The organism is Kitasatospora sp. NPDC056800 (assembly GCF_042789775.1).
Lineage (GTDB): Bacteria > Actinomycetota > Actinomycetes > Streptomycetales > Streptomycetaceae > Kitasatospora.
The window spans coordinates 4440-23977 of the sequence record NZ_JBHUAL010000152.1 but is presented as its reverse complement, the minus strand read 5'-3'; the positions used below and the strand labels follow the sequence as shown (position 1 = coordinate 23977).

At 73.0% G+C, this 19538-nt stretch carries 19 protein-coding genes and 1 pseudogene; 5 read left to right on the top strand and 15 right to left on the bottom strand.

Annotated features, from left to right (window positions below):
• Positions 1–121: 121 nt before the first annotated feature.
• Entirely contained in the window at positions 122–886 is a 765-nt protein-coding gene (locus ACFRQN_RS28290) for a hypothetical protein (RefSeq protein ID WP_074006188.1), read from the bottom strand.
• Positions 883–1524 carry a sigma-70 family RNA polymerase sigma factor gene (locus tag ACFRQN_RS28285; protein WP_107418975.1) on the bottom strand — a complete coding sequence of 214 codons (642 nt, stop codon included), beginning with the start codon at positions 1522–1524 and terminating at the stop codon, positions 883–885. The genes ACFRQN_RS28290 and ACFRQN_RS28285 overlap by 4 nt, the downstream gene beginning before the upstream one ends.
• Before the next feature lie 846 nt (positions 1525–2370).
• On the opposite strand from ACFRQN_RS28285, the gene ACFRQN_RS28280 reads away from it, so the two are divergent.
• Positions 2371–3108, top strand: coding sequence for a hypothetical protein (locus ACFRQN_RS28280; protein WP_380743003.1), 738 nt, complete (start codon positions 2371–2373; stop codon positions 3106–3108).
• 47 nt (positions 3109–3155) lie between these two features.
• Positions 3156–3329: a hypothetical protein gene (locus ACFRQN_RS28275; protein ID WP_158077800.1), complete on the top strand. Its 174-nt coding sequence runs from the start codon at positions 3156–3158 to the stop codon at positions 3327–3329.
• Positions 3330–3405: 76 nt separating this feature from the next.
• On the opposite strand, the gene ACFRQN_RS28270 is transcribed toward ACFRQN_RS28275, so the two are convergent.
• Complete coding sequence (locus ACFRQN_RS28270; RefSeq protein WP_380743001.1) at positions 3406–3543, bottom strand: hypothetical protein; 138 nt, start codon at positions 3541–3543, stop codon at positions 3406–3408.
• 158 nt (positions 3544–3701) lie between these two features.
• Positions 3702–5534 carry a hypothetical protein gene (locus ACFRQN_RS28265; RefSeq protein WP_380742999.1) on the bottom strand — a complete coding sequence of 611 codons (1833 nt, stop codon included), beginning with the start codon at positions 5532–5534 and terminating at the stop codon, positions 3702–3704.
• A gap of 317 nt (positions 5535–5851) precedes the next feature.
• On the opposite strand from ACFRQN_RS28265, the gene ACFRQN_RS28260 reads away from it, so the two are divergent.
• Both ACFRQN_RS28260 and ACFRQN_RS28255 read left to right on the top strand, forming a co-directional pair.
• A complete protein-coding gene (locus tag ACFRQN_RS28260) occupies positions 5852–8425 on the top strand; it encodes a UvrD-helicase domain-containing protein (RefSeq protein ID WP_380742997.1) in 2574 nt (857 codons plus the stop codon).
• A gap of 4 nt (positions 8426–8429) precedes the next feature.
• Complete coding sequence (locus ACFRQN_RS28255) at positions 8430–8654, top strand: hypothetical protein (RefSeq protein ID WP_380742995.1); 225 nt, start codon at positions 8430–8432, stop codon at positions 8652–8654.
• Positions 8655–9037: 383 nt separating this feature from the next.
• On the opposite strand, the gene ACFRQN_RS28250 is transcribed toward ACFRQN_RS28255, so the two are convergent.
• The 3 genes from ACFRQN_RS28250 to ACFRQN_RS28240 all read right to left on the bottom strand — a co-directional run bounded on the left by ACFRQN_RS28250 (position 9038) and on the right by ACFRQN_RS28240 (position 10571).
• Positions 9038–9868 carry a DciA family protein gene (locus ACFRQN_RS28250; RefSeq protein WP_380742993.1) on the bottom strand — a complete coding sequence of 277 codons (831 nt, stop codon included), beginning with the start codon at positions 9866–9868 and terminating at the stop codon, positions 9038–9040.
• Positions 9869–10096, bottom strand: a complete 228-nt coding sequence (locus tag ACFRQN_RS28245) for a hypothetical protein (protein ID WP_380742991.1) — start codon at positions 10094–10096, stop codon at positions 9869–9871.
• A gap of 352 nt (positions 10097–10448) precedes the next feature.
• The gene (locus tag ACFRQN_RS28240; RefSeq protein WP_380742989.1) at positions 10449–10571 is read right to left on the bottom strand and encodes a hypothetical protein; all 123 of its coding nucleotides are present in this window, start codon (positions 10569–10571) and stop codon (positions 10449–10451) included.
• Between the two features lie 229 nt (positions 10572–10800).
• On the opposite strand from ACFRQN_RS28240, the gene ACFRQN_RS28235 reads away from it, so the two are divergent.
• Positions 10801–11151, top strand: coding sequence for a hypothetical protein (locus ACFRQN_RS28235; RefSeq protein WP_380742987.1), 351 nt, complete (start codon positions 10801–10803; stop codon positions 11149–11151).
• Between the two features lie 647 nt (positions 11152–11798).
• Here the strand turns inward: ACFRQN_RS28235 and ACFRQN_RS28230 are convergent.
• The 8 genes and pseudogenes from ACFRQN_RS28230 to ACFRQN_RS28195 form a co-directional block, all read right to left on the bottom strand.
• Entirely contained in the window at positions 11799–12368 is a 570-nt protein-coding gene (locus ACFRQN_RS28230) for a hypothetical protein (RefSeq protein WP_380742985.1), read from the bottom strand.
• 224 nt (positions 12369–12592) lie between these two features.
• Complete coding sequence (locus ACFRQN_RS28225; RefSeq protein ID WP_380742983.1) at positions 12593–13171, bottom strand: hypothetical protein; 579 nt, start codon at positions 13169–13171, stop codon at positions 12593–12595.
• Positions 13172–13309: 138 nt separating this feature from the next.
• Positions 13310–13969, bottom strand: coding sequence for a type I-E CRISPR-associated protein Cas6/Cse3/CasE (cas6e, locus tag ACFRQN_RS28220; protein WP_380742982.1), 660 nt, complete (start codon positions 13967–13969; stop codon positions 13310–13312).
• Entirely contained in the window at positions 13966–14814 is an 849-nt protein-coding gene (gene cas5e / locus ACFRQN_RS28215; protein WP_380742980.1) for a type I-E CRISPR-associated protein Cas5/CasD, read from the bottom strand. Before cas5e ends, cas6e begins: the two co-directional genes overlap by 4 nt.
• Entirely contained in the window at positions 14811–15980 is a 1170-nt protein-coding gene (gene cas7e / locus ACFRQN_RS28210; RefSeq protein WP_380742979.1) for a type I-E CRISPR-associated protein Cas7/Cse4/CasC, read from the bottom strand. The genes cas5e and cas7e overlap by 4 nt, the downstream gene beginning before the upstream one ends.
• A gap of 86 nt (positions 15981–16066) precedes the next feature.
• Complete coding sequence (casB, locus tag ACFRQN_RS28205; protein ID WP_380742977.1) at positions 16067–16906, bottom strand: type I-E CRISPR-associated protein Cse2/CasB; 840 nt, start codon at positions 16904–16906, stop codon at positions 16067–16069.
• Complete coding sequence (casA, locus tag ACFRQN_RS28200) at positions 16903–18504, bottom strand: type I-E CRISPR-associated protein Cse1/CasA (protein WP_380743005.1); 1602 nt, start codon at positions 18502–18504, stop codon at positions 16903–16905. Before casA ends, casB begins: the two co-directional genes overlap by 4 nt.
• A gap of 255 nt (positions 18505–18759) precedes the next feature.
• Positions 18760–19538, bottom strand: a pseudogene (locus ACFRQN_RS28195) (CRISPR-associated helicase/endonuclease Cas3); the annotation flags it as partial.

The window sequence follows — 19538 nt, the reverse complement described above, 5'->3', positions numbered from 1 at the left end:
GGTGGTCAGGCTGGATGGTCGCTCGGTCCTCCCCGATGTGGCGCGCTGCGTGGTCGACGCCAGCGGTCGGCGGCTGCCGATCGGGACGGCCTCACCACGGCCGCCTCGTGCTCCGGGCCGTCTACGGCGTCGCGGGGCGGCAGCAGGTGCCGGTGCGGTGCCGGCGGAGTGCTTCGGCGAGCGGGCCCGGGTCGACCGCGGGGGTTCGTCCGAAGTCCGGGTCGCGGCTGGTCGGCAGGCTTGCCAGGGCCTCGCGGATGGCGGGGCACAGGCCGTGGGTGGGCTGGAAGCCGTCGTAGGCGGCCAGGACCGCCGTTCGGACGTCCCGGTGGCCGGCGAGCTGGCAGGCCTGGTCGTGCCAGTGCCGCGCCTCCCGCTGGTCTCCGCGGCCCGCGGACAGCAGGGTGAGCGCGTAGGCGGCCTGGAAGCATCCGGCTCCGGCGGCCAGCTGCCACCACGTGCGCGGCCCGTCCGCCAGCGAGTGGCGAATCATCGCGCCGTCCTTGGCGTCTCCCTCGTGGACGGCGAGGTGGCACAGCGCGCCGAGCACGAGCGCACCATGCGGCTCGATCGCCGGCGTGTCAGCCAGCGCGCTGATCCAACCTGGGGCCTGGACGTCCTCCACCACGAGGTGGCACAGCGCCAGCAGCTCGAACCTGGCGCGGTCCAGACGCGCCACCACCGAGAGTGAGGGCTGCGCCGGGGTCCGCAGCGCGAGGCGCGCGGCGATCCGGGCCGGTGCGTCGTCCAGGCAGGCGGCGGCCCGGCTCCTGCCTTCAGGTTCCGGCAGGCGGACTTCCGCGAGCGGCGCCCAGGTCCGGCTGGGGTCCGTGGCCTCGCGGACGGCGTCGGCCCGCGTGTTGACGGCGCTGCGGATGTCGATCACTGTTCTTCCGCCTCCTCGGCAGTCTGTTCATCCAGACCCAGCGCCGCGGCCAGCCGGCGGCGGGCGTCGCGGCGCAGGCTGTACACCCCGCCTTGGGTGATACCCATGATTCGCGCGGCGGTGACGATGGGGTAGCCGAGGACGTAGGTCAGCACGACCACGTCGTGCTGCCTGCCCGGCAGGTCGCCGATCGCCGCGAACAGCCCGATCCCGCTCTCCAACGCCTGGAACGCCTCCCGGGCGTCGTCCATGGCGACGGCGAACGCGGCCTCGGTGAAGGCCGACGGCCTGGCGCGGCGTTCCAGGGCGTCGTCGACCGTCGCCCGCAGCACGCCCCAGCAGAACTCCTCGACGCTCTCCTGGCGCAGCACCGTGTCCCAGGTGGCGGCGAGGTCGGCGAAGACGTCGTCGACCAGGCCGTCGGCGGCGTCGGAGTCGCCGAGGTGCAGGCGGGCGTACTCCCAGTACGCCTCGCCGTGCATCACCATCAGGGCGACCAGCTCGTCGGGCAGCGTGGTGTCCGCCGCGAGGTCCCCGGTCCCGGAGTCGGGCGTCGGCTCGGGAGGGTCCTGGTGTACCTGCGGGCTCGGGGCGTCATCGTGCGCATCAGCGCGGCCGCCGCCGTCGATGCCGACCATGGTCTTCCGTCCTCCCGCCCCGGACCCCGGACCGACCCTCGGCCCGGGCCGCGGGGCCTGTTCGAGACCAGGAAACCGACCGGACACCCCGTTCCTGCAGGCTGGGCAGAAGTTGAACAAATCTGACGGAAGATCAAGCATCTTGACCGACCGACCCCCGCCCGCCACGCACCGCCGGTCGCCCGAGCACACCGTTTGGTCACGGCCGGACCAAACCGAACCACAACGATCCAGGGCGCACCCGGTGCCGCGGACCCGCAAGGTGGTCATCGGCGCAGCCCGGCCCGCCGGCACGAAGGCGGTCGCCCGCCCACCTCACTCAGGGTGGCAGCCGCCGAACGCCCTCGGCGAGCAACCGTCGACCCGCATGGTCACAGCCGCAACCCCCACCTCGGCTGCCACCGAGGACTTCAACTCCGCCGCCGGCCACAATGTGACCGCTGCCCGGTGCGCGAGGCACCGCCGAGCGCACCCCGACCCGGCACTGCGGCGCGATCCATTCCCCAGCCCCCGCACCAGGTGCGCCTTGCTCGGCTGCCCCCTGGTGTGACACAGAACACATCTGTGGGATCGAGATTTTTTGCCGTTTCGGTCCGCTGCCGGGGCGAAGAGTAGGGGAAGTTCCCCAGGAGACGGAGGACCGAGAACAAGATGACCACCGAAGCCCGGGGCTGCACCCTCCCGGCAGGGCTGGCCGTTCTTCAGGACCCGCTGCGCTGGACTGGCCGGGCGGTCCAGTGCCTGAAGATGGATCCGCTCCCCGACGGCCGCTCCAGGAGCCAGGAGGCCCTCCATCTCCTGATGCTGGGAAGGACCGGTGGGAACGTCGGTATCCCTGCTGGTCCGGTGACTATCAGGCGGGTGCCGCAGGGGGTGTTCTTCTGGCTTTCGGACGAGGTCCCCGAGGGCTGGATCGCTGTCGGAATGTGGTGGAGGTTCATCTCCGACTGGCCGCCGACCCGCGAGACCCTGCTGGCCGCACTGTCCGCCCGGTGGGCCGCGATCGAGGGCGACCACGCCACCGTCGACAACTTCACGCGTAACGTCCTCGGCCACGTACGGCCCGAACAGTGGAGGGACGCGGTCACCTCCATGCTGCTCGGAGACTGGGTCGACCACCTCGGCAGCTACCTCGCCGACCCGGAACTGCTGGCGATCCTGCGGGCGAACACCGCCGCCGAACGCCGACGATGGACCCCTCTGTGGGAGCGTAAGACCGGCGGCTTCCGCCGACGAGGCCCCGATGGCGAGGTCCGCGAACGGAGCGCCGAACGGGTGTGGCTGCTGGAGACCCCGAACCGTGACGGCGTGACACTCCGGGACGTCCTTCCGGACCGGGCCGCAGCCGACGCCCTCGCGCTGGACCGCTGCCTCGCCAACCCCCGCATCGATGCCGTCTTCCGCAGCCTGAACGCGACAGAGGCCGCCGTCGCCAACCTCTGGGCCACCCGCAGGGGCAGCTGGGCCGACGCCGCCCTCGACCTCGACCTGGCGGCCGAGGCCGGCGACCGAGTCCGCCGCAAACTCTCCCGAATCGGCGACAGGCACACCGAGCTCGCCCTCGCCGCCGCGGTGACCCGATGAACCGGCGGCCAGCTACTCCCAGGACGGGGCTCGGCCCGCTGGTGCGCGTGCCCGCCGTACCGACCTGCACCGCCATGGCCAGCACCGGCTCCGTCACCGGCGCCCTGCTGTCCGGCACCGTGCCGCCCGACTCCCCGCTGGTGTGGCCGCTCGTCGTCCTCGCACTCGGCTCCATGGCCTACGACCTCGGCGTACGAGCCCTCCGACGTCGGAACGGCTGACGTCGCGATCCGAAGTCGCACTGACCGGAGCGGGCCGCCGACGATGGCCTGCAACGCAGCTCGCAGGGACGGCACATCACTCGCGGGTGATGCCGTCCAGGAGGTCGAGGCGGATCGTCCGCCCGTCCGGGGCACGCCATCCGCCGGTCCCCTGGTCGTGGGGGATCAGGCCGACGAGGCGAAGGCGGGCGGCGACCTCGTCGGGTGTGGGCATCAGGGCGGAGAGGGCATACCCGGCTGCGCGCACCGAGCCCGACGAGCACACCGCAAGCAGGCGCCGCGGCCGCCGGTGTCCGACCGGCGGCCGCAGCAAGCTGGCACTCGGCAACGTCGCACCGCGGGCGTACGGCGCGCTGTACGCGCGGAGGCTGCCTACCGCGGCTCGGACCTGGCATCCGGGAGGACGAGTTCCGGGATGTACGGGGCGGTCCTGCTGACCACGGTCCGACGGGCACCCGGGACCTCCCCGACCAGCTCCTGAGAGGCCGTCACGACCTGGGACAACGGTCCCTCGCCGCGCGCGGCCTCCGCGAAGGCTTCCAGGAGGTAGGTCCGCACGGCGAGGTCCGAAGGCGTGTCGCTGAGTCCGACCAGCGCGGAATCCACGACGAGCAGGCCGGGTACGCTGCTGCCCGGGACCTCCTGGCCAAGGTCCCTCAGGCTCAGCAGGGCGTTGAGTTCGACCAGCGCCAAGGTCGCCCCGGCGACCGATACCGAGTCGAAGGCCTCGCCGTTGACGACCGGGGTGAAACCCCTCTCGGCGATGTACGCGTGGCGCCACTGGCCGCCCGCGCGTGCCATGCGCCGGGCGAACAGGACCGACCACCGCTTCAGGAGGTCGGCCACCCGCTGGCGGGCTTCGGACTCCGCCTCGTTCACCGCCTCCGACGCCGTGCGCGCCTCCTCCTCCAGCCGTGCGAGCGCCGCCCGCTGCACATCGACGGTGCCGAGCTCCTCGACCCGCTCGGCCAGCTGCCCGGCCAGCGTGGCCAGCCCCTGGACACGCTTCTCCGCATCCAGGGCGGCACGCCGCAGCGGTTCCACGACCCCGTCGGCGAAGGCGTCCGCCGCCCGGTGAGCCTCCCGCACCGCCCGGTGCGCGGCCGCCGAAAGCCCTCGGGCCTCGGCCGCGGCCTGCCTTCGGGCATCGCACGTACGGCGTGCGGCCGCCAGAGCCTGCTCGGCCTCGCGCAGCAGCTCGGCGAGGTCCGGGCCCTGCGGACGCCGACCGGGGTGGGGCTCCTTGCACATCCGGCAGACGCCGTCCGGCACGGGACGCAGCCGGCTGCGGCACACCGGGCAAGCGGAGGGAGCGGGCTCGCGCAGGGCCGCGAGACGACCCTCGGCCTGGCCCACGCGCCGCAGCGCCTCGCGAAGGTGCTCCTCGGCGCGGTCGGCGGCCTCGTCCGCGGCGCCCGTGTCGCCATGGGTCTTCCTCGCGGTGTCGCGCAGTTCCTGCAAGCGGCCGTGGGCGGCGCTGAGCTCACCAGCGGTGCCACGGGCAGCCTCGCGGGCCTGGGCGAGGTCGTGCTCTGCCTGGTGCCGGCGCTGGATGAGCTCCTCGGGCGTGGTGAAGCCGAGCTTGTCGCGCAGCGCCTCGTAGCCGACTAGCTCCCGGCGGGTGGCGGCGAGCTCCCGGCGGACCGCCCGTAGACGGGTGCGGGCGGCCTCGATGGCGTCCTCGCGCAGGCCGAGCAGCGCCTTGACGGCCAGCTCCCGCAGCTCCGGCTTCAGCCCGCCGAGGTAGGTGACCCCGGCGGTGGCCTGACGCACGTACACAAACGGCAGGATGTGCTCGAAGGACAGTTCCCTGCCGTTCCCCCGCAGGACGGGGATCTTGAGCTGGTCGAGCAGGAACCGGCCCGCGGTGGGCTTGTCCGGATCCCTGGACACCAAGGGCAACCGGACCGGCGGAGTACCAGCATCGCCCGAGTCCTCGAACTCGACACTGGAGGCGCCCGGCTTGTAGGTGATGCTCCACCGGGAGTCGCCGATCGACATCGTGACGGCCAGGCGGCTGCAGGCCCTCGCGGCCGGCATCGCCTTCAGGCAGGGCGTCGGCCCGAAGGTCAGGAAGAGCGCCTCGAGCCCGGTGGACTTGCCGGCACCGCTCTCACCCACCACCGCGGCCCAGCCCGCGGCGAGCCGTCGCTCAACCCACCGGCCCTCGAACTCGAACCGCTGCGCCTCCATGATGACCCGCATGCCGGGTTCCCCCTTTCAGGTGAGGCTGTACCTATGTCGCGGAGGGCAACGAGGACCGGTTCGGGAGGGCACGAGTCGTGGCGGTGGTACGCCGGATCGGCTGATTCCTTCGTCGCAGCCGTTGACGACGCGCCCCTGGTGTTCCCGCTTCGAAGCCGTCGGGAGCAGGCCCGGCAGAGCGGCTCTGGCGGCACCGCCCGGCCGACGGCGGGACCGAGGGAGACGGCCACGCCCCAGAAGATCGCCTTGACGGTGCGTCTCCATCTGGTGATCCTCTGTGATCGCGGTACATGAAGCCGCACACCGAGGAGGACCGCATGGCCATGAAACCGACCGAGGAGCAGCAGGCCGCGAGGGAGGTGTTCGTCGCCGGCCGGGATCTGGCTCTGGTGGCGGGTGCCGGTACGGGCAAGACCTCGACCCTGATGCTGATGGGTTCCGCCACGAAGAAGCGTGGCTTGTACATTTCGTTCAACCGGGCCATCGCGGACGATGCCCGAGGCCGCTTCGACTGGAACGTGGAGTGCCGGACGGCGCACTCGCTGGCCTTCAAGGCGGTGGGGAAGAACTACGGGCCGCGGCTGGAGTCGTCCGCGCGGATCCCGGCGAAGCAGACCGCGCGGCTGCTCGGTATCACGAGCGACCTGATGGTGGAAGGCACCAAGATCACGATCGCCCACCAGGCCCGGCTGGTGATGGGCATGGTGCGGCGCTTCTGCTACACGACCGACCGCCAGGTGATGGCCCGGCACATGGACCGGTTGAACGGTCTCAGCGCGCAGGGCCAGGACTTCGCCGCCCGGACGCTGCTGCCCTACGCGGTGAAGGCGTGGGACGACATCCAGTCCCTGGACGGCAGGCTCCGCTTCGAACACGACTTCTACATGAAGATGTGGGCGATGGGCGAGCCGGTGCTGCCGGCGGACTTCATCCTGCTGGACGAGGCCCAGGACACCAACCCGGTACTGGAGGAGATCTTCCTCAACCAGACGGCGCAGCGCATCTGCGTCGGCGACCCGGCCCAGCAGATCTACGGCTGGCGTTCGGCGAAGGACGTGATGACGGGCTTCCCCGCCGAGCACCTCCACCTGACGCAGTCGTTCCGCTTCGGCCCCCGGGTCGCGGAGGAGGCCAACCGGTGGCTCAAGCACGCGGAGTCCGACCTGCGCCTGACCGGTTCCGGAGCGGTCGACTCGCGGCTCGGACCGCTGAGCGAACCCGACGCGGTGCTGTGCCGGGGCAACGCGGACGCGATGCAGGAGGTCCTGGGCTTCCTGGACGACGGAGTGCCGGTCGCGCTGGCCGGCGGCGGCAGCGCCCTGGAGCGGATCGCGAACGCCGCCCTCGAACTCCAGGCGGGACGCCGCACCAGCCACCCCGAACTGTTCCTGTTCAACTCCTGGGGCGAGGTGCAGGAGTACGTCGAGCAGGACAAGGCCGGCCAGGACCTGAAGGCGATCGTCAAGCTGGTCGACGACTACGGGGCGCCCCTGATCCTCAAGGCCGTGGCACACCTGAGCCCGAAGGAGGCCGCCAGGGTCACGGTCTCCACCGTGCACAAAGCCAAGGGCCGCGAGTGGGACACCGTGCGGGTCGGCGAGGGCTTCGCACCACCGCCGGCGACCGACGAGGGTCGACAGCTGCCCATGCGGCTGGACGAGGCGCGGCTCGTCTACGTGGCGGTCACCCGGGCCCGCCACCAGCTCGACACGCGAGGGCTTTCCTGGGTGGGCGGCTACGAGAAGGCCATGGCCATCGAGGAGAAGGACGGCACCATCGGCGGTATCCCGATGGTCCACCTGAGCCTGACCGGCCAGCTGCAGTACACGACGTCGCCATTGTCCCGATTCATGGCCGAACACCTGCCGGGAAGCGGCGCCGTGGTGTCCGACTACCAGCGGCGCATCGCCGGCCTGCCGCACCCGGTCCAGCCCGTCGACGTCCAGTACCCGGACTGGCCGGCGCTCGGGCACGCCGTCGACTACCGGCTTCGGCTGTCCCTGGGCCGCCCGCCGGGCGAAGCCGTCGTACAGGGCGTCCACGGCGCCGGCCTCGGACAACGGCACGTGGGAGCGCCCGCGGACGACGCCCGCATGGCCCTGCACGCCGCCGGGCTGGAGCTGCTGGCCACGGTGGACGAGTACCTCGCCCGGCCCGCCGCGCTCGACGACGAACAGCTGAGCCGGCTGTGCTTCGTCGCCGCGCACTTCGAGGACGTCTTCCGCAGCGGGCAGTTCCGCCGGCACAACCCGCTGGCAGGCGCCACCGGGGCGACGACCCTCGACCAGCTGTGCGCCGACGTCCCGCCGTACGTCGTCGAAGACCTCCGACGCCAGATGGAACTCGCCGAAGAACCGTTCAAGGCATTCCGCTCGCTGCCCTCCGAGGACCGGGTCTGCGGCCCGGGCTTCGCGGGCAGCGCGGACATCGGCGGCGCCGACGCCGACTTCATCCTCGACGGCCTGCTCCTGGACTGCAAGGCCAGCACCCGTCCCCAACGGCTCGGCCGCGACGAGATCTACCAGCTCGCCGGCTACCTCCTGCTCGACTACGACGACGACTACGGCATCGACCAGGTCGGCCTCTACCTCGCCCGCCAGGGCCACCTGGTGCTCTGGGGCGCGGACGAGTTCCTCTCCCGCCTCGGCACCAAGACCAGCCTGGGCCGTCTGCGCAGCCAGCTGCGCACACACTTGCGGGCAGCGGCCAGGACCGCGGTGTGGGGCAGCGCCCTGGGTGGCGCCCCACACCACGGAGCCACTCCGGCCCGGCAGCGGGCCCTACCGAAGCCGTCATCGGCACCGACCTGCCCTCCGCCTGCGGCGACAAGGTCCGCCGCAAGCTGGGCCACCTCGGCACCCGGCACACTCAGCACGCTGCGGCGGCGGTGACCCGATGAGCCGCCGCCCGCCCGCCCCGCAGACCGAGCGCGGCCTGGTGCTGCGCGTGCCCGCCGCGCCGACCTGCACCGCCATAGTTGGCACCGGCTCGGTCGGCGGCGCGCTGCTGTCCGGTGCGGTGCCGCCGGACTCCCCGCTGGTGTGGCCGCTTGTCGTCCTCGCCCTCGGCTCCATGGCCTACGACCTCGGCGTCCGAGCACTCCGAGACTGGAACCGCTGACAACGAACTGCTGCGGGTAAGCCGGTAGAAACCGCCAGCACGGCGGGCCTGAGTTCTCCCCGCGAGCACGGGGGTCAGCCGGTCATCTATGACCAGCAGGGCATGGGCGCGTGGTCCTCCCACCGGCGCGGTGGTCAGTCGCCCGACGGCTGCACCCTTGGAGCGCATCATCCTGTCCAGGAGCAGCTGCTCGGCACGCAGGTCGTGGGGCAGCACCCCGAAGGCCGGGCCGGCCGGCCGTTCCTGCTCGCTCGCGCGCTTCCACCTCGCTGCTGATCTGCTGCGGCCCGATCCGGGGCTGGCGAACGGGTTGTCGCGGCCACCCTGTCGCACCACCGCGCGGTTGTCCTGGATTTCCCCGAACGAGCGAGGCCGGCCGCAACTCACGCCGCTCCGGTCCTCGGCGGAGCCAGGCGGGCGGCGCGCAGCGGGATCGCCCCGGCCCGGGTGGCGCGGGCGACGGCGAGAGCGGCGCGGTGGCGTTCTCGCTGGTGGTGGGCATGCTGGTCGGCGTCCGAGGTCGGGGCGTCCTCGATCGCGGGCCGGTGGGCGTCCTCGGGCTCGCGCAGCCAGTTGTAGTGCCGGTGCAGGATGGCCTCCCGTTTGGCGGCGGCCTCGTCGAGCGCAGCCCGGCATCCTGCGGCGTTCTCGCGCATCCTGCGACGTAGTTCCTGGTAGGCGTGGTGGTTGGCGAGCAGGGGCCAGGCCGGTTGTGCGGCCGATCCGTTGTCGCGGCGGGTGGGTCGGTCGTCGAGGTCTTGGTCGTGCTGCATTACGGGCGCGGGGCCGACGCGGACGTCGATGGCCACCACGGTGCCGGGGCGCAGTTGGTCGAGGGCGGTGAGGATGTGTCGGGTCTGGTAGCGGAGTTGGGCGGCCCAGGCCGGGGAGTCGGCGGTGATGCGCAGGCGGCGGGTGGTCGGGTCGTAGCAGGCGAGGTGCCAGTGGGCGGCGGCGTCGGGGCCGACGATCATTGGCCAGTGGTCTCGCAGGCCGCCGCCGGCGGTGCCCAGGGTCCAGCCGTGCGCGGTGACCAGGGCGAGGAACACCTCCGTGAGGGGTTCGGGTTCGCGTGGACCGCGGCGTGCGGCCGTGGCGGGCCGGACCGGGTGGACGGTCTGCGGGGCGGGGGCGGTGCCGTGGGTGCGGGCGGCCTGGCGGGCGGCGCGCAGGGCGGTGCGGGCGAGGTCGGCGCCGGTCTGGGGCTGCGTCACTCAGGCGTTCACCGCCTCGGCGACCGGGAGGGGCCGGCGCATCTCCTCGTGGAGCTCGTTGTGGACCTGGCGGGCGACGGCGTTGACGTTCTGATGGTCGGCGAGGTCCGCGGATCCGGCGAGCGCCAGGTCCACGCACTCGCGGACGGCGGTGCGGGTGGCCCGCACGCTCCAGCACGCGACGCACAGGCCGGCCGCGTCCTCGGTGCCGCAGTCCTCGCACGGCACCGCCCGGGACCAGGGCCTCGTCGCGGGCGGATTAGTGGCCTTCCAGGACAACCGCTGACGGTGCCCGGCGGCCGGGTCCGCGGAGCACCTACCAACGTGAGTAGGTGCCGGTCCGTCAGCGGCGCGGCCGGACGAACGGGACGATAGAGTCGATACATCGAATCCGGGTCCGTGCCCCGGCCTGCCCGTCTCGACGGCTGGCGCGGGTGCCGGGCTCCGGTCGGCACGAAGGGCCGCCCCCTTGCAGGAATGACGGCCCTTCGTGTGGTGCAACCGCTGCCGCTGGGTGGCGCGGAGGGGTCCAGGCGGGCATGCCTGGGCCCCTTTTTGCCATCAAAGCGTCAGCGCGGGGTCACAGGTGCGGGAGCAGTTCGTGCAGCCGCTCGTAGACCTCCGCGCCGTGCGCGCCGATCTCCAGCACCAGGGCCAGAAATAGGAGCGCGCTCCCCCAGCGAGTCCTGTGCCACTTGGGCATGGGACCCCCCTCTCGGTCGGACGCCCGCCGGTGTTCCGACGGGTCGTCACCGGCCCGTAGCGGACCGGCTGCTGGGGTGAGAGAGGCAGCGGTTGTCACTCTACCGGCGGAGAAAGATCTCAAAGCGCGCAAGCGTCGAACGGCGGTATCGGTGGGACAAATCGATCGTAATTCACTCTGAAGGGTGAATCTGTATCAGGGTTGACGATCACAGTCATAGGCTCCGGGCATGACGATGAAGCGGCCGCGCGCCACCTCCCTTAGCCTGCCCGTCCAGGTGCTCGTCGCCGTCGGCGACGAGCTGGCCCGCGCACTGTGGGCCGCCCACGGGGACCGGATCGGGGCTGCCGCCAGCCCCGTCCTGCGGGACTTCGCAGGTGGCGCGCGCGCCACCGCCGGCCAGGCCGCCCGCGATTTCACCGGCGAGCTCCGCACCGCGGCCGACGACGCCGTCGGCGGCTTCGCAGCCCGGGCCCGCACCGCCTTCGGGGAGGCCGCCCGCCGCGCCGCCCACGGCGCGTGGAACTCGGCCGCCGAGGCGGCCCGCCGCGCCGCCGCCGACCGGAAGGAGATCCGCTGATGCCCGCCGCCGCCGAGGGTCGTCAGCCGGCGTAGGACCGGCGCTGGCAGCTCACCGCCGACCACGGCCTGCGCGCGGCGCGGGCCCAGGCCGCGATCCACGGCGACCTCGCCCGCTACCGAGACCACTGCCTCGACGGCGCCGACGCCGACTTCATCGACGGCCTCGGCCTGGTCCTGCTGCACGCCACCGTCCGCTGGGCCGACCGTCCCGATTACCGGTCCGCCTTGGCGCCGCCGCAGGGCGACCCCATGAACCTGCTGAGGTACGACTACCGATGAGTGCCCCCGAGGTCCGCTTCGCCGTCGTTACCGACCCCGACCGGCACCACTTCTTCTTCTGGGCGACGCAGGCCGACGCCTTCGACGGGCTGCCGGCCGTCTGGAACCGGGAGGAGGGCCCTGGGCGAGCCGACGGGATGAGCCCTTGGCGCCCTGAACGGGAAGCGCATCCGGGCCTGGACGGACTTCCGGATAGGGCGGGTGCGCGCGGCACGCTCCAGGCCCTGGTGCATCTCCCCCTTCCCCCCACAGGGCATCGGTCCTTCCTGCCGTCCTGGCTAGGGCGGCGTCGTGTCGCGTGGTGATGGGGCCGGCCGCCCCGCGAGCGGTGAGGCGGTACCAGCTGGCCTCGCGGCCGGGGTCGACTCAGAAGCGGTTGCGCTCCGATGCGACCCAGTAGCCGTGTCGGACCATCTCCTCCTCGTCGTCCTTCCCGAGAACGAGTCGCACGGCCGAGCTGTTGGCGATGGTCGTGAAGAGCACGTCCGCGCGTTCCACGACGTAGCCTCGGAGCCGCTCGGGGATCGGGTCGTCGACGCGCAGCTGGGCGCGGGCGTGGCCGGGCCGGGGGATGGTTGCGGCGAAGCGCTCGTCGTCGGTCTCGACGAACTCGGTCAGAGGGTAGTAGGTGCTCTCCTTCTTCAGCTCGAGGAAGACGATCGCCCTGAGCCGCTCCCGTCCCCATGCCTGTCGGCTTGCCCAGGCCACCACCACTCGGTGCCGTCCGCTGCCCCCGTCGACGTCGTACTCCTGCGCCCGGTGGAAGTTCTCCTCCTTGCCGCCCGGCCACCGGTAGTGCCACCCGTCGGGGTATGGCTGCCCGACAGCGGAGACCACTTCCTGCGGTCCGGCGCTACCCGATTCGCCGTGCAGATGGCGGTCGACGATCGCGTCGACCGCCCTGTGTAGTTCAGCTCTCAGCGCTTCTATATCCACGAGCAGGTTCTCCCGGAATGGCAGTTCAGTTGCAAGTGACAGCCTGAAATCTACAACTGAACCTGTTGGTTAGCAACTGATCAATGACAGTTGGAAACTGATTCTCCGGGCGATCGGACCCCGGCGGCCGACCGCCTACCACGCCGGCCAGCCCAGCGGTCCGTGCCTGGGGCGGGCTGGCTGTCCGCAGGGAAGACCGCCGTACGATGCGGAAGCAGGCAGGGCTACTCGCGGACGATGCCGTCCAGGAGGTCGAGGCGGATCGTCCGCCCGTCCGGGGCACGCCATCCGCCGGTCCCCTGGCCGTGGGGGATCAGGGCGATGTCGCGCAGCGCGGGGATGTCCTGCCACGGGCCGGGTGGGAGCGTCTCCGGTCCGGCGCCGGTGAGCCAGGCCGAACGGACCTGGACGGTCGAGAGGATGACCGTGCGGACGTCCTCCTTGCCGGGACGACCGGGCAGTCTGGCCGGGCCGTCGGCGGTGACGAAGGTCCAGCCGTCGCCGGTGGGCCACACAGGCAGGATGCGCTTCGACTCGCCACCCAGGCGGGCGACGGCGAGATCCGGGTCCAACGCGGACGTCAACGGGTGCCGGTCGTTGACCCGGGACGGCGGCGGGATCGTCGCCAGATCCGCGGCCGCAGCCTGGACCTGCTCCCCGGCCAGGCGCTGCGCGTCGTCGCCGTCCATCCGGCCCGGCTCCCAGGCCGCGTCGTACACGTCGGCGATCAGGCCCGGTACCGAGCCCGGGACGGCGATCGGCCCGTCCAGCCCGCGCAGCCACTGTGCGGCCTCCGTCGACACGCAGCCGTCCGCGACGATCTAGTCCCGCTGCCGGTCGTAGTCCGGCTGACCCCCGCCTTCGCGGGGAGGACGTCGTTCTGGACGATGCGGAGCGGCCAGTTTGCCGGCGGGCGCTATTGGTATCGGGATGTGAGGCAGTCACACGTCGTTTCGGTGGGGGGCGAGACTGAGCAGGCCGCAGCCGTAGGCCTTGCCCTTACCGATCCCGGCGGTCAGGCGGGTGCGTAGGAGTTCGGGGTCGGTGATGCGGGCGGTGCCCTCGAAGAGGACGCGGTCGTGTTTGATGTGGTGCTGGTCGCTGCGGCGGGTGCCGCGGGCGGCGTCGAGGGGCTCGGAACGCAGGGCTGTGAGTTCCAGGCCGGCACCGTCGGCCTGACGGGTCCACCAGTCGTCGGCCGCGGCTCCGCGCAGCGGGACGACGGCGCTCAGACTGTAGAGCTCGCGGGTGGTGCGTCCGGGTTTGCGGATGGGGTTGGCGGCGATGCGGTAGCGCACCGCGAGTCCCTCGCGCATGGCGGCCAGGAGCGGGGCGAGGGACTTGGTGGCGCCACGGCCGTAGCCGGGGGGCAGCCGTGTCAGGTCGGGCTGCACGCCGCTCTGCAGCAGGATCTGGTGGCCGCCGTCGGCCGCCGGCTCGGTGCGGAACAGGACACCGAGATTCCGCCGGGCGGCGGTTTCCACGGTGTGGTCGGGGAAGAGCGCCATGAGGCGGTGGTGGAGATCGACGGCGTTGGTGCCGTCGCGGCGCGCCTCGCGGCTGCGCTGGTCGGGGATGATGCGGGTCAGCCACAGGCTCATGGACGGGTGCTTTCGGGGCGGCGTCGGTCGGCGGAGCGGTCGAGGTGGTCGCCGAGGGCGGTGAGGTAGGCGGTGCCGAGGCCGGCGCACCGGTCGGCGGGCAGGGCGAGGGTGCGCTGGTAGCGGGGACGGGCGCGGTAGGCGCGGTGGCGCGGGTGGAAGGTCGACGGCTCGTCGGTCACCTGGCCCGCCGGATGCGCCCCGTCCTCACCGGGGCCGCCACCGTGGCTGAGGAAGGTGAGCGGGCGGTCGCCGTGGAAGACGACCTCGACGTTCGCGGCGCTCGCGGGTCGGCGGCGGGCGATCGGCAGGCCGATCAGCTGCCGGGTGACGTCGTCGAACAGTCCGAGCAGTAGCGGGCCCTCGGGCGGGCAGGAACGGCGGCCGAGGAACGGCGGCCACCTCGGCGCGTCGAGGGCGTCGGCGCACGCGGCGAGCACAGCCGGGTCGCCGGTGACCGCCGCGGTGAACGCCGCGTCGGCGAGGTAGTGGCGGTGCGACAGGAGCGTGGACGACGCGCCGGGCCGCTTCTTGCCGTCCGCGGTGGTGACCGTCGCGCCGGGCGGCAAGCCGCCACCGACGGTGTGCAGGTCGCGCAGCAGGACACCGGGCCGGTCGACGCGCACGGTCAGCGACAGCCCGACCAGGTCGGTGATGTCCGCGCCGCGCTCACGGCCAAGCGCGGAGGCGAGCAGGCCGATGACACCCGAGCGGGTCGGGAACGGCGCGGTGTCGCGCTCGTTGAACTGGCTCCGCTCGCCCCAGGACTGCAACGGCCCGGCCAGGTGCAGCAGCAGCCCCCGCCCGCCGGAAGCCGGGCGGGGGGCCGGAAGGTACGCGCTCACGCGTCGACCGTCTCGCGCGCGTACACCGCGTCCAGGGCGGCGTCGATGAGAGCGGGGAAGGACTCGACGTGCTCGCCCAGCCCGGTCAGGTCCTTGTCCTCCAGGCTCGCCCAGCCGGCGAAGACCCGACCGCGGCCACCGAGCAGCCGGTCCGCCGCCGTGGCGTAGCGGGCGAGCGCGGCCCGCGAGGGGAGGGCGTAGCCGCCGTCGGTGTGCGAGCGGACGGGCTGCTCGAACGCGGCGGCGTAGGACAGCGGGCGGTCGGCGCGCACGGCGACGTGGGCGAGGTCGGGAATGGTGTGGGGGGCGGTGGCGGTCTTCTTCGCGCGGGGCAGGGAGAGCAGAAAGGCCTCGGCGAAGCCGCCCGCGAGCTCTCGGGCGGCGGTCAGGTCGCCGCCGAGGTTGCGGGCGAGGTCGGCGAGGTCGACGGTGGCGTAGCGGTAGAAGACGCCGGCGCTGAACTCGGCGGTGCCCATGTGGGCGCTGCCGGTGGTGTCGCCCCAGGCGGAGGTGACGTCGTCGACGGCGGAGAAGTAGTCGAGCTCGACATCGACACCGTGCGTGGTCATGGCGTGGGCGACCTGGACGGCGCCGTCGACGCCGGCGTCGTCGACCTCGGCGAGCATCCGGCCGAAAAGGTTGATCACGCCGTTGCGGGTGCGCAGGATCGTGTCGATGCGGTCCTTGGGCAGCACGCTCTTGTCGCTGCTCTTCTTGATGTCCTTGGCGGCGGCGAGCGCGTCGCGGTGCTCGACGGCGAGCGCGGCGAGTTCGGCGACCGCGCTCTCCGGCACATAGACCATCGCGTTGGTGGTCACGACCGGGGTGTCCTTGGACGTCTCGAACTTGATGCTGCTGCCCGCCGCGGTGTGCTGGCCGGCGCGCTGCGCGAGGTCCTCGGGCCAGCCGTGCTCCTCCTGCAGCAGGCGCGTGACGCGCGCGCCGATGCGGCGGGTACGCAGCGCCCGCTCTCCGAAGCCGTCCTGGAAGTACTCGCGGACGGCGCGCTTCCAGGACTGGCTGCTGACCCGGGTGCGGTCGGTGTCGCCGTAGCGCACCGTCTTGACGGAGTTGTTGTCGTCGCGGTTGAGGTTGGCGAACGGCACGGCCTGGACGACGTGCAGGTCGAGGAAACGCGCGGACGCGGCGTCGGAACGGGAGGGCACTGTTCTTCTCCTGGACTGGTTCGGGGAAAGTCGGTACGAAACGGCAAGCCGGGCGGCGGGGCGACGGGCCTCGCCCCGTTGGGGGGTCAGGTTCGGTCGTCCGCCTCCCCCTGGCCGCCGCCGGCGGTATCGGCGGCGACCGCGGTGTCGCGTTCGTCCGCCTCGCGCGCGGCCCGCTCCTCACCGGCCTGCACCGCCCGGTAGTAGTCCTGCAGCCACCGGCGCTTCACCGCGCCCGAATGCCGCCGCCACCGGCACAGGTCCACCAGCAGCTGCGCCCAGTCCACGTCGACGCCGCGTTCGCGCAGCTGGCGCACCGCGGCGGGCAGGTGCCGGTGCAGCCCCTCCACGCTCTGGCGGGTCAGCAGGTTGAGCTTGGTCTCCACCGACGCCTCGCGCAGCCCGGCGCCGACGCCGTCGGCCAGCGACCGGCCCAGACTGCGCCCCGGCCGGACCGCCGTGTCTGTCCGTGGACCGCCCGCACCCGTCCCGTCGGCCTGGCCGTCTTCGCTGCCGGCACCGGCCCCACCGGTCCCGGCCGCCGGGGCGGGTCCGGTGCCGCCCGCGGCGTCCCCGTCCCGCCCGCCGCTGCCCGCCGCCCACGCGGCGGCCGTGTACTGGTCGCGGCGCTGCGCGGCGACCAGCGCCGCCACCGTGTAGTGCGCGCGCTCCACGTCCCGGTCGCGCAACTGCTCCTCGGTCAGCCACGACGCGACGTAGCGGTGCATGAACGGTGCCTTGTCCACCGGCTTGCCCACCCCGCGCCGCAGCGCCGACCGGACACCGGGGTCGTCGTGGCTGCGCCGGTCGATCCAGGCGGCGAAGGCCCGGGCGCGGCCGAGCGCCGGAACGGTGCCGCGGTTCGAGGCGGCGGGCGGCGGTTCCGTGGGCGGGGTGGGAGCGGGGATCGTCGTGGTGTCGGTCACTGGTCCTCCGTGCTGCTGGAGCTCTGGCCGGCCTTGCCCGCTCCGCGGGGGGCCTTGCCCGTCTTCTTGGTGGGACCGCCGTACAGTTCGAGGCGGGCGGCGGTGCAGGCCTTGGAGCCGCGCGCGGTGCCGAGAGCCTTGTAGGTGACGGTGTCGTAGGCCTGTTCGGCGATGGCGCGGAACACGGCGGCGGCGCCCGCGAAGTCGCGGCCCTCGAGGCGCCTCCAGAACTCCGCCTCGGCGGCCGGCCAGTACCGGGCGGCGGCGTCCGCCGCCCACGAGCAGTCACGGACCTTCGACGCGTCGGTGAACGCCGCCCAGGCCTTCTTCACCGCCCGTTCCAGCCGCACGCCGTACTGCTCCCCCAGCACCCGCAGCCGGCCGATCTCGACGGCGAGTGCCGGGCCAGCGCGGTTCTCGGTCTCGGTGAACTCGAGGACGGGCGGGGTGGTGGCGTCGACGAACTGCACGTCTTTGGCCTGGCCGTCCTGTTCGAAGCCCAGCGCCCGCACCCACAGGTACTCCGACACCTCGACCGCGGTGGAGAACACCTTCGGCCGGCGCGGCTGAGCGACACCGTCCGGCTCCTTGAGCAGCAGCGCGTCCAGGTCCCGCCACAGGGCACGCCCGGAGTCGGCCGGGCGGGGGTAGGAGTTGCCCTCCTTACTGGTCTGCCAGATCAGGTAGGGGTCCCCGTCCCGGGGGATCTTGTGGAGAGAGGACCAGGTGATGAACACGTCGCGCACCCGCTCCCCACCGCCGTCGGCCACCAGCAGCACCGCGTGCTGGGAACGGGCCGTCAGCTCCGAACACCTCCCGGCCAGGACCGGCGGCGCACCACCCGGGTCCGGCAGCTGCGTCCACTCCCATGGACACAGGTCCTCCTCCCGGCGAACCGCGGCCCCGGGCTCGGGAAGGCCCGCGAGCAGCGTGACGAACAGCGACTCGCCCTCCGGGTGGTAGGACAGCGTGCTGCGCAGCGGTCCGGCCTTGCTGTTGGCCGTGCTGGTGCCGTCGACGGTGCGGCTCGAGCAGCGGCCGGACGGCCCGTAGTAGTGCCAGACCAGCAGGTGCAGGACGGCCTCGGCGCTGGAGGGCAGGTCGGGCGCGGTGCTGTCGACGTGCCGGAACCAGGCGTGGTTGTTGCCCGACGGGCGGGTGGTGACGAGCTTGTCCACCCCGGCGGTGTTCGCCGGGTCGCACTGCCCGGCGAGCCGGGGGTCCTGGAGGAAGGGCCGCTGCGGGTCGAACAGGTCGAACCGGTGCCGCCACTCCGCTGCGAACGTCTCCACGTCGTCCGGGTCGAAGCTCCCATCGTCGGCGAGCGCGACCCGCCGCTCCGACCAGTCCTCACCCTCGGCCCGGGTGTCGCCGGGACGGGGCAAGGCCGCGTCCAGGCCCGTCAGGCGCGCGGTGATCGCGTACAGGACCCGGTACAGCGCCGACAGCGCCGGCGGGAGAGCCACGGCGATCCGCTCGATCTCGTGGGCGTGGAGCAGCAGCAGGCGCAGTCCCACCGCGTCGGGCCGTGGTGGTTCGTTGTCGCCGGTGGGCACGTCGTCGCGCCAGCGGACGGGGATCCACGGCTCGTCGAACAGGTTGTACGCGGGCCGCGGCGGGACCGGTGATCCGGTTGGTGCCGACGGGGCCGGCAGGAGTGCTGGCGCGGAGCCAACGGGTGGTGCGGACGGCAAGGAGGCCTCCGGTGAGGCGGATACGGACAGGACGACGCGGCGGCCGCGCCCAGGCGGCGCCGCGGGCGGAATCGGGCAACACCCCTGCCCCGACGGGCCGTTCGACGACCCTGGGGATCCGGTGCACCCAACCTAGCGACACGTACGTACACGAGGTGGCTAGATCTCGGAAAGTCCCACCTCCTCCGATATCTCCAGCTCCCTCTCCCCCAGCCGGCACCGCCACCGGCCCTGCCCGTCCAGGCGCATCGGCAGCAGCACCAGGTCGGCCAGCACCGGCCGCTTCCCCCATGAGCGCGGCACCTCGTGCTCGCCACCCCCGCCCCTCAGCCACCGGCCGGGAACCGGCACCGTGTGCCGCACGATCCACTCGACGTCCTCACGGCGCAGGACCCCGCCACCGCGGCCCGGCAGCGGGACCCTGCCGTCGGCGTCGAGCGCCGGCTCCCCGCCGGCCCGCGCGTAGACGCACACCGCGCGGCCGCTGTCCGCGCCCAGGCGCGTCGTCAACAACTCCTCGGCCACCGGGCGCTCGCTGAGCACGGACAGGTCGCCTCGCACGTCGAACGGCGCACACACCGTCGTCCCCTCGGCCAACTGCCCCTCGGCCGCGGCCGAGGCCACCCGCTCGGCGTCCATCCGCGCCAGCTCACGCCGGGCCGCCCCTTCCAGGCCCTCCCCGAAGTCGTCCGCGTACACGGCGTCCACCAGGCGCTGCACATCACCCGGAACCGCGACCGCCTCGTTGCCCGGCTCCGCCAGCAGCACACTGGTGCGCCGCAGCAGCGACGCGTCGTACACCGTCCCCCAGTCGCGCGGCGCACACACCGCGCCGTCGTCGCCGAGCGGTTCCAGCACCACCAGCCGCGGCTCGTCCACCGCCCCGCTCCACACCGGCCGCACCTTCCGGTCATGGCGCTTGCCCCGCCCCGCCCGCA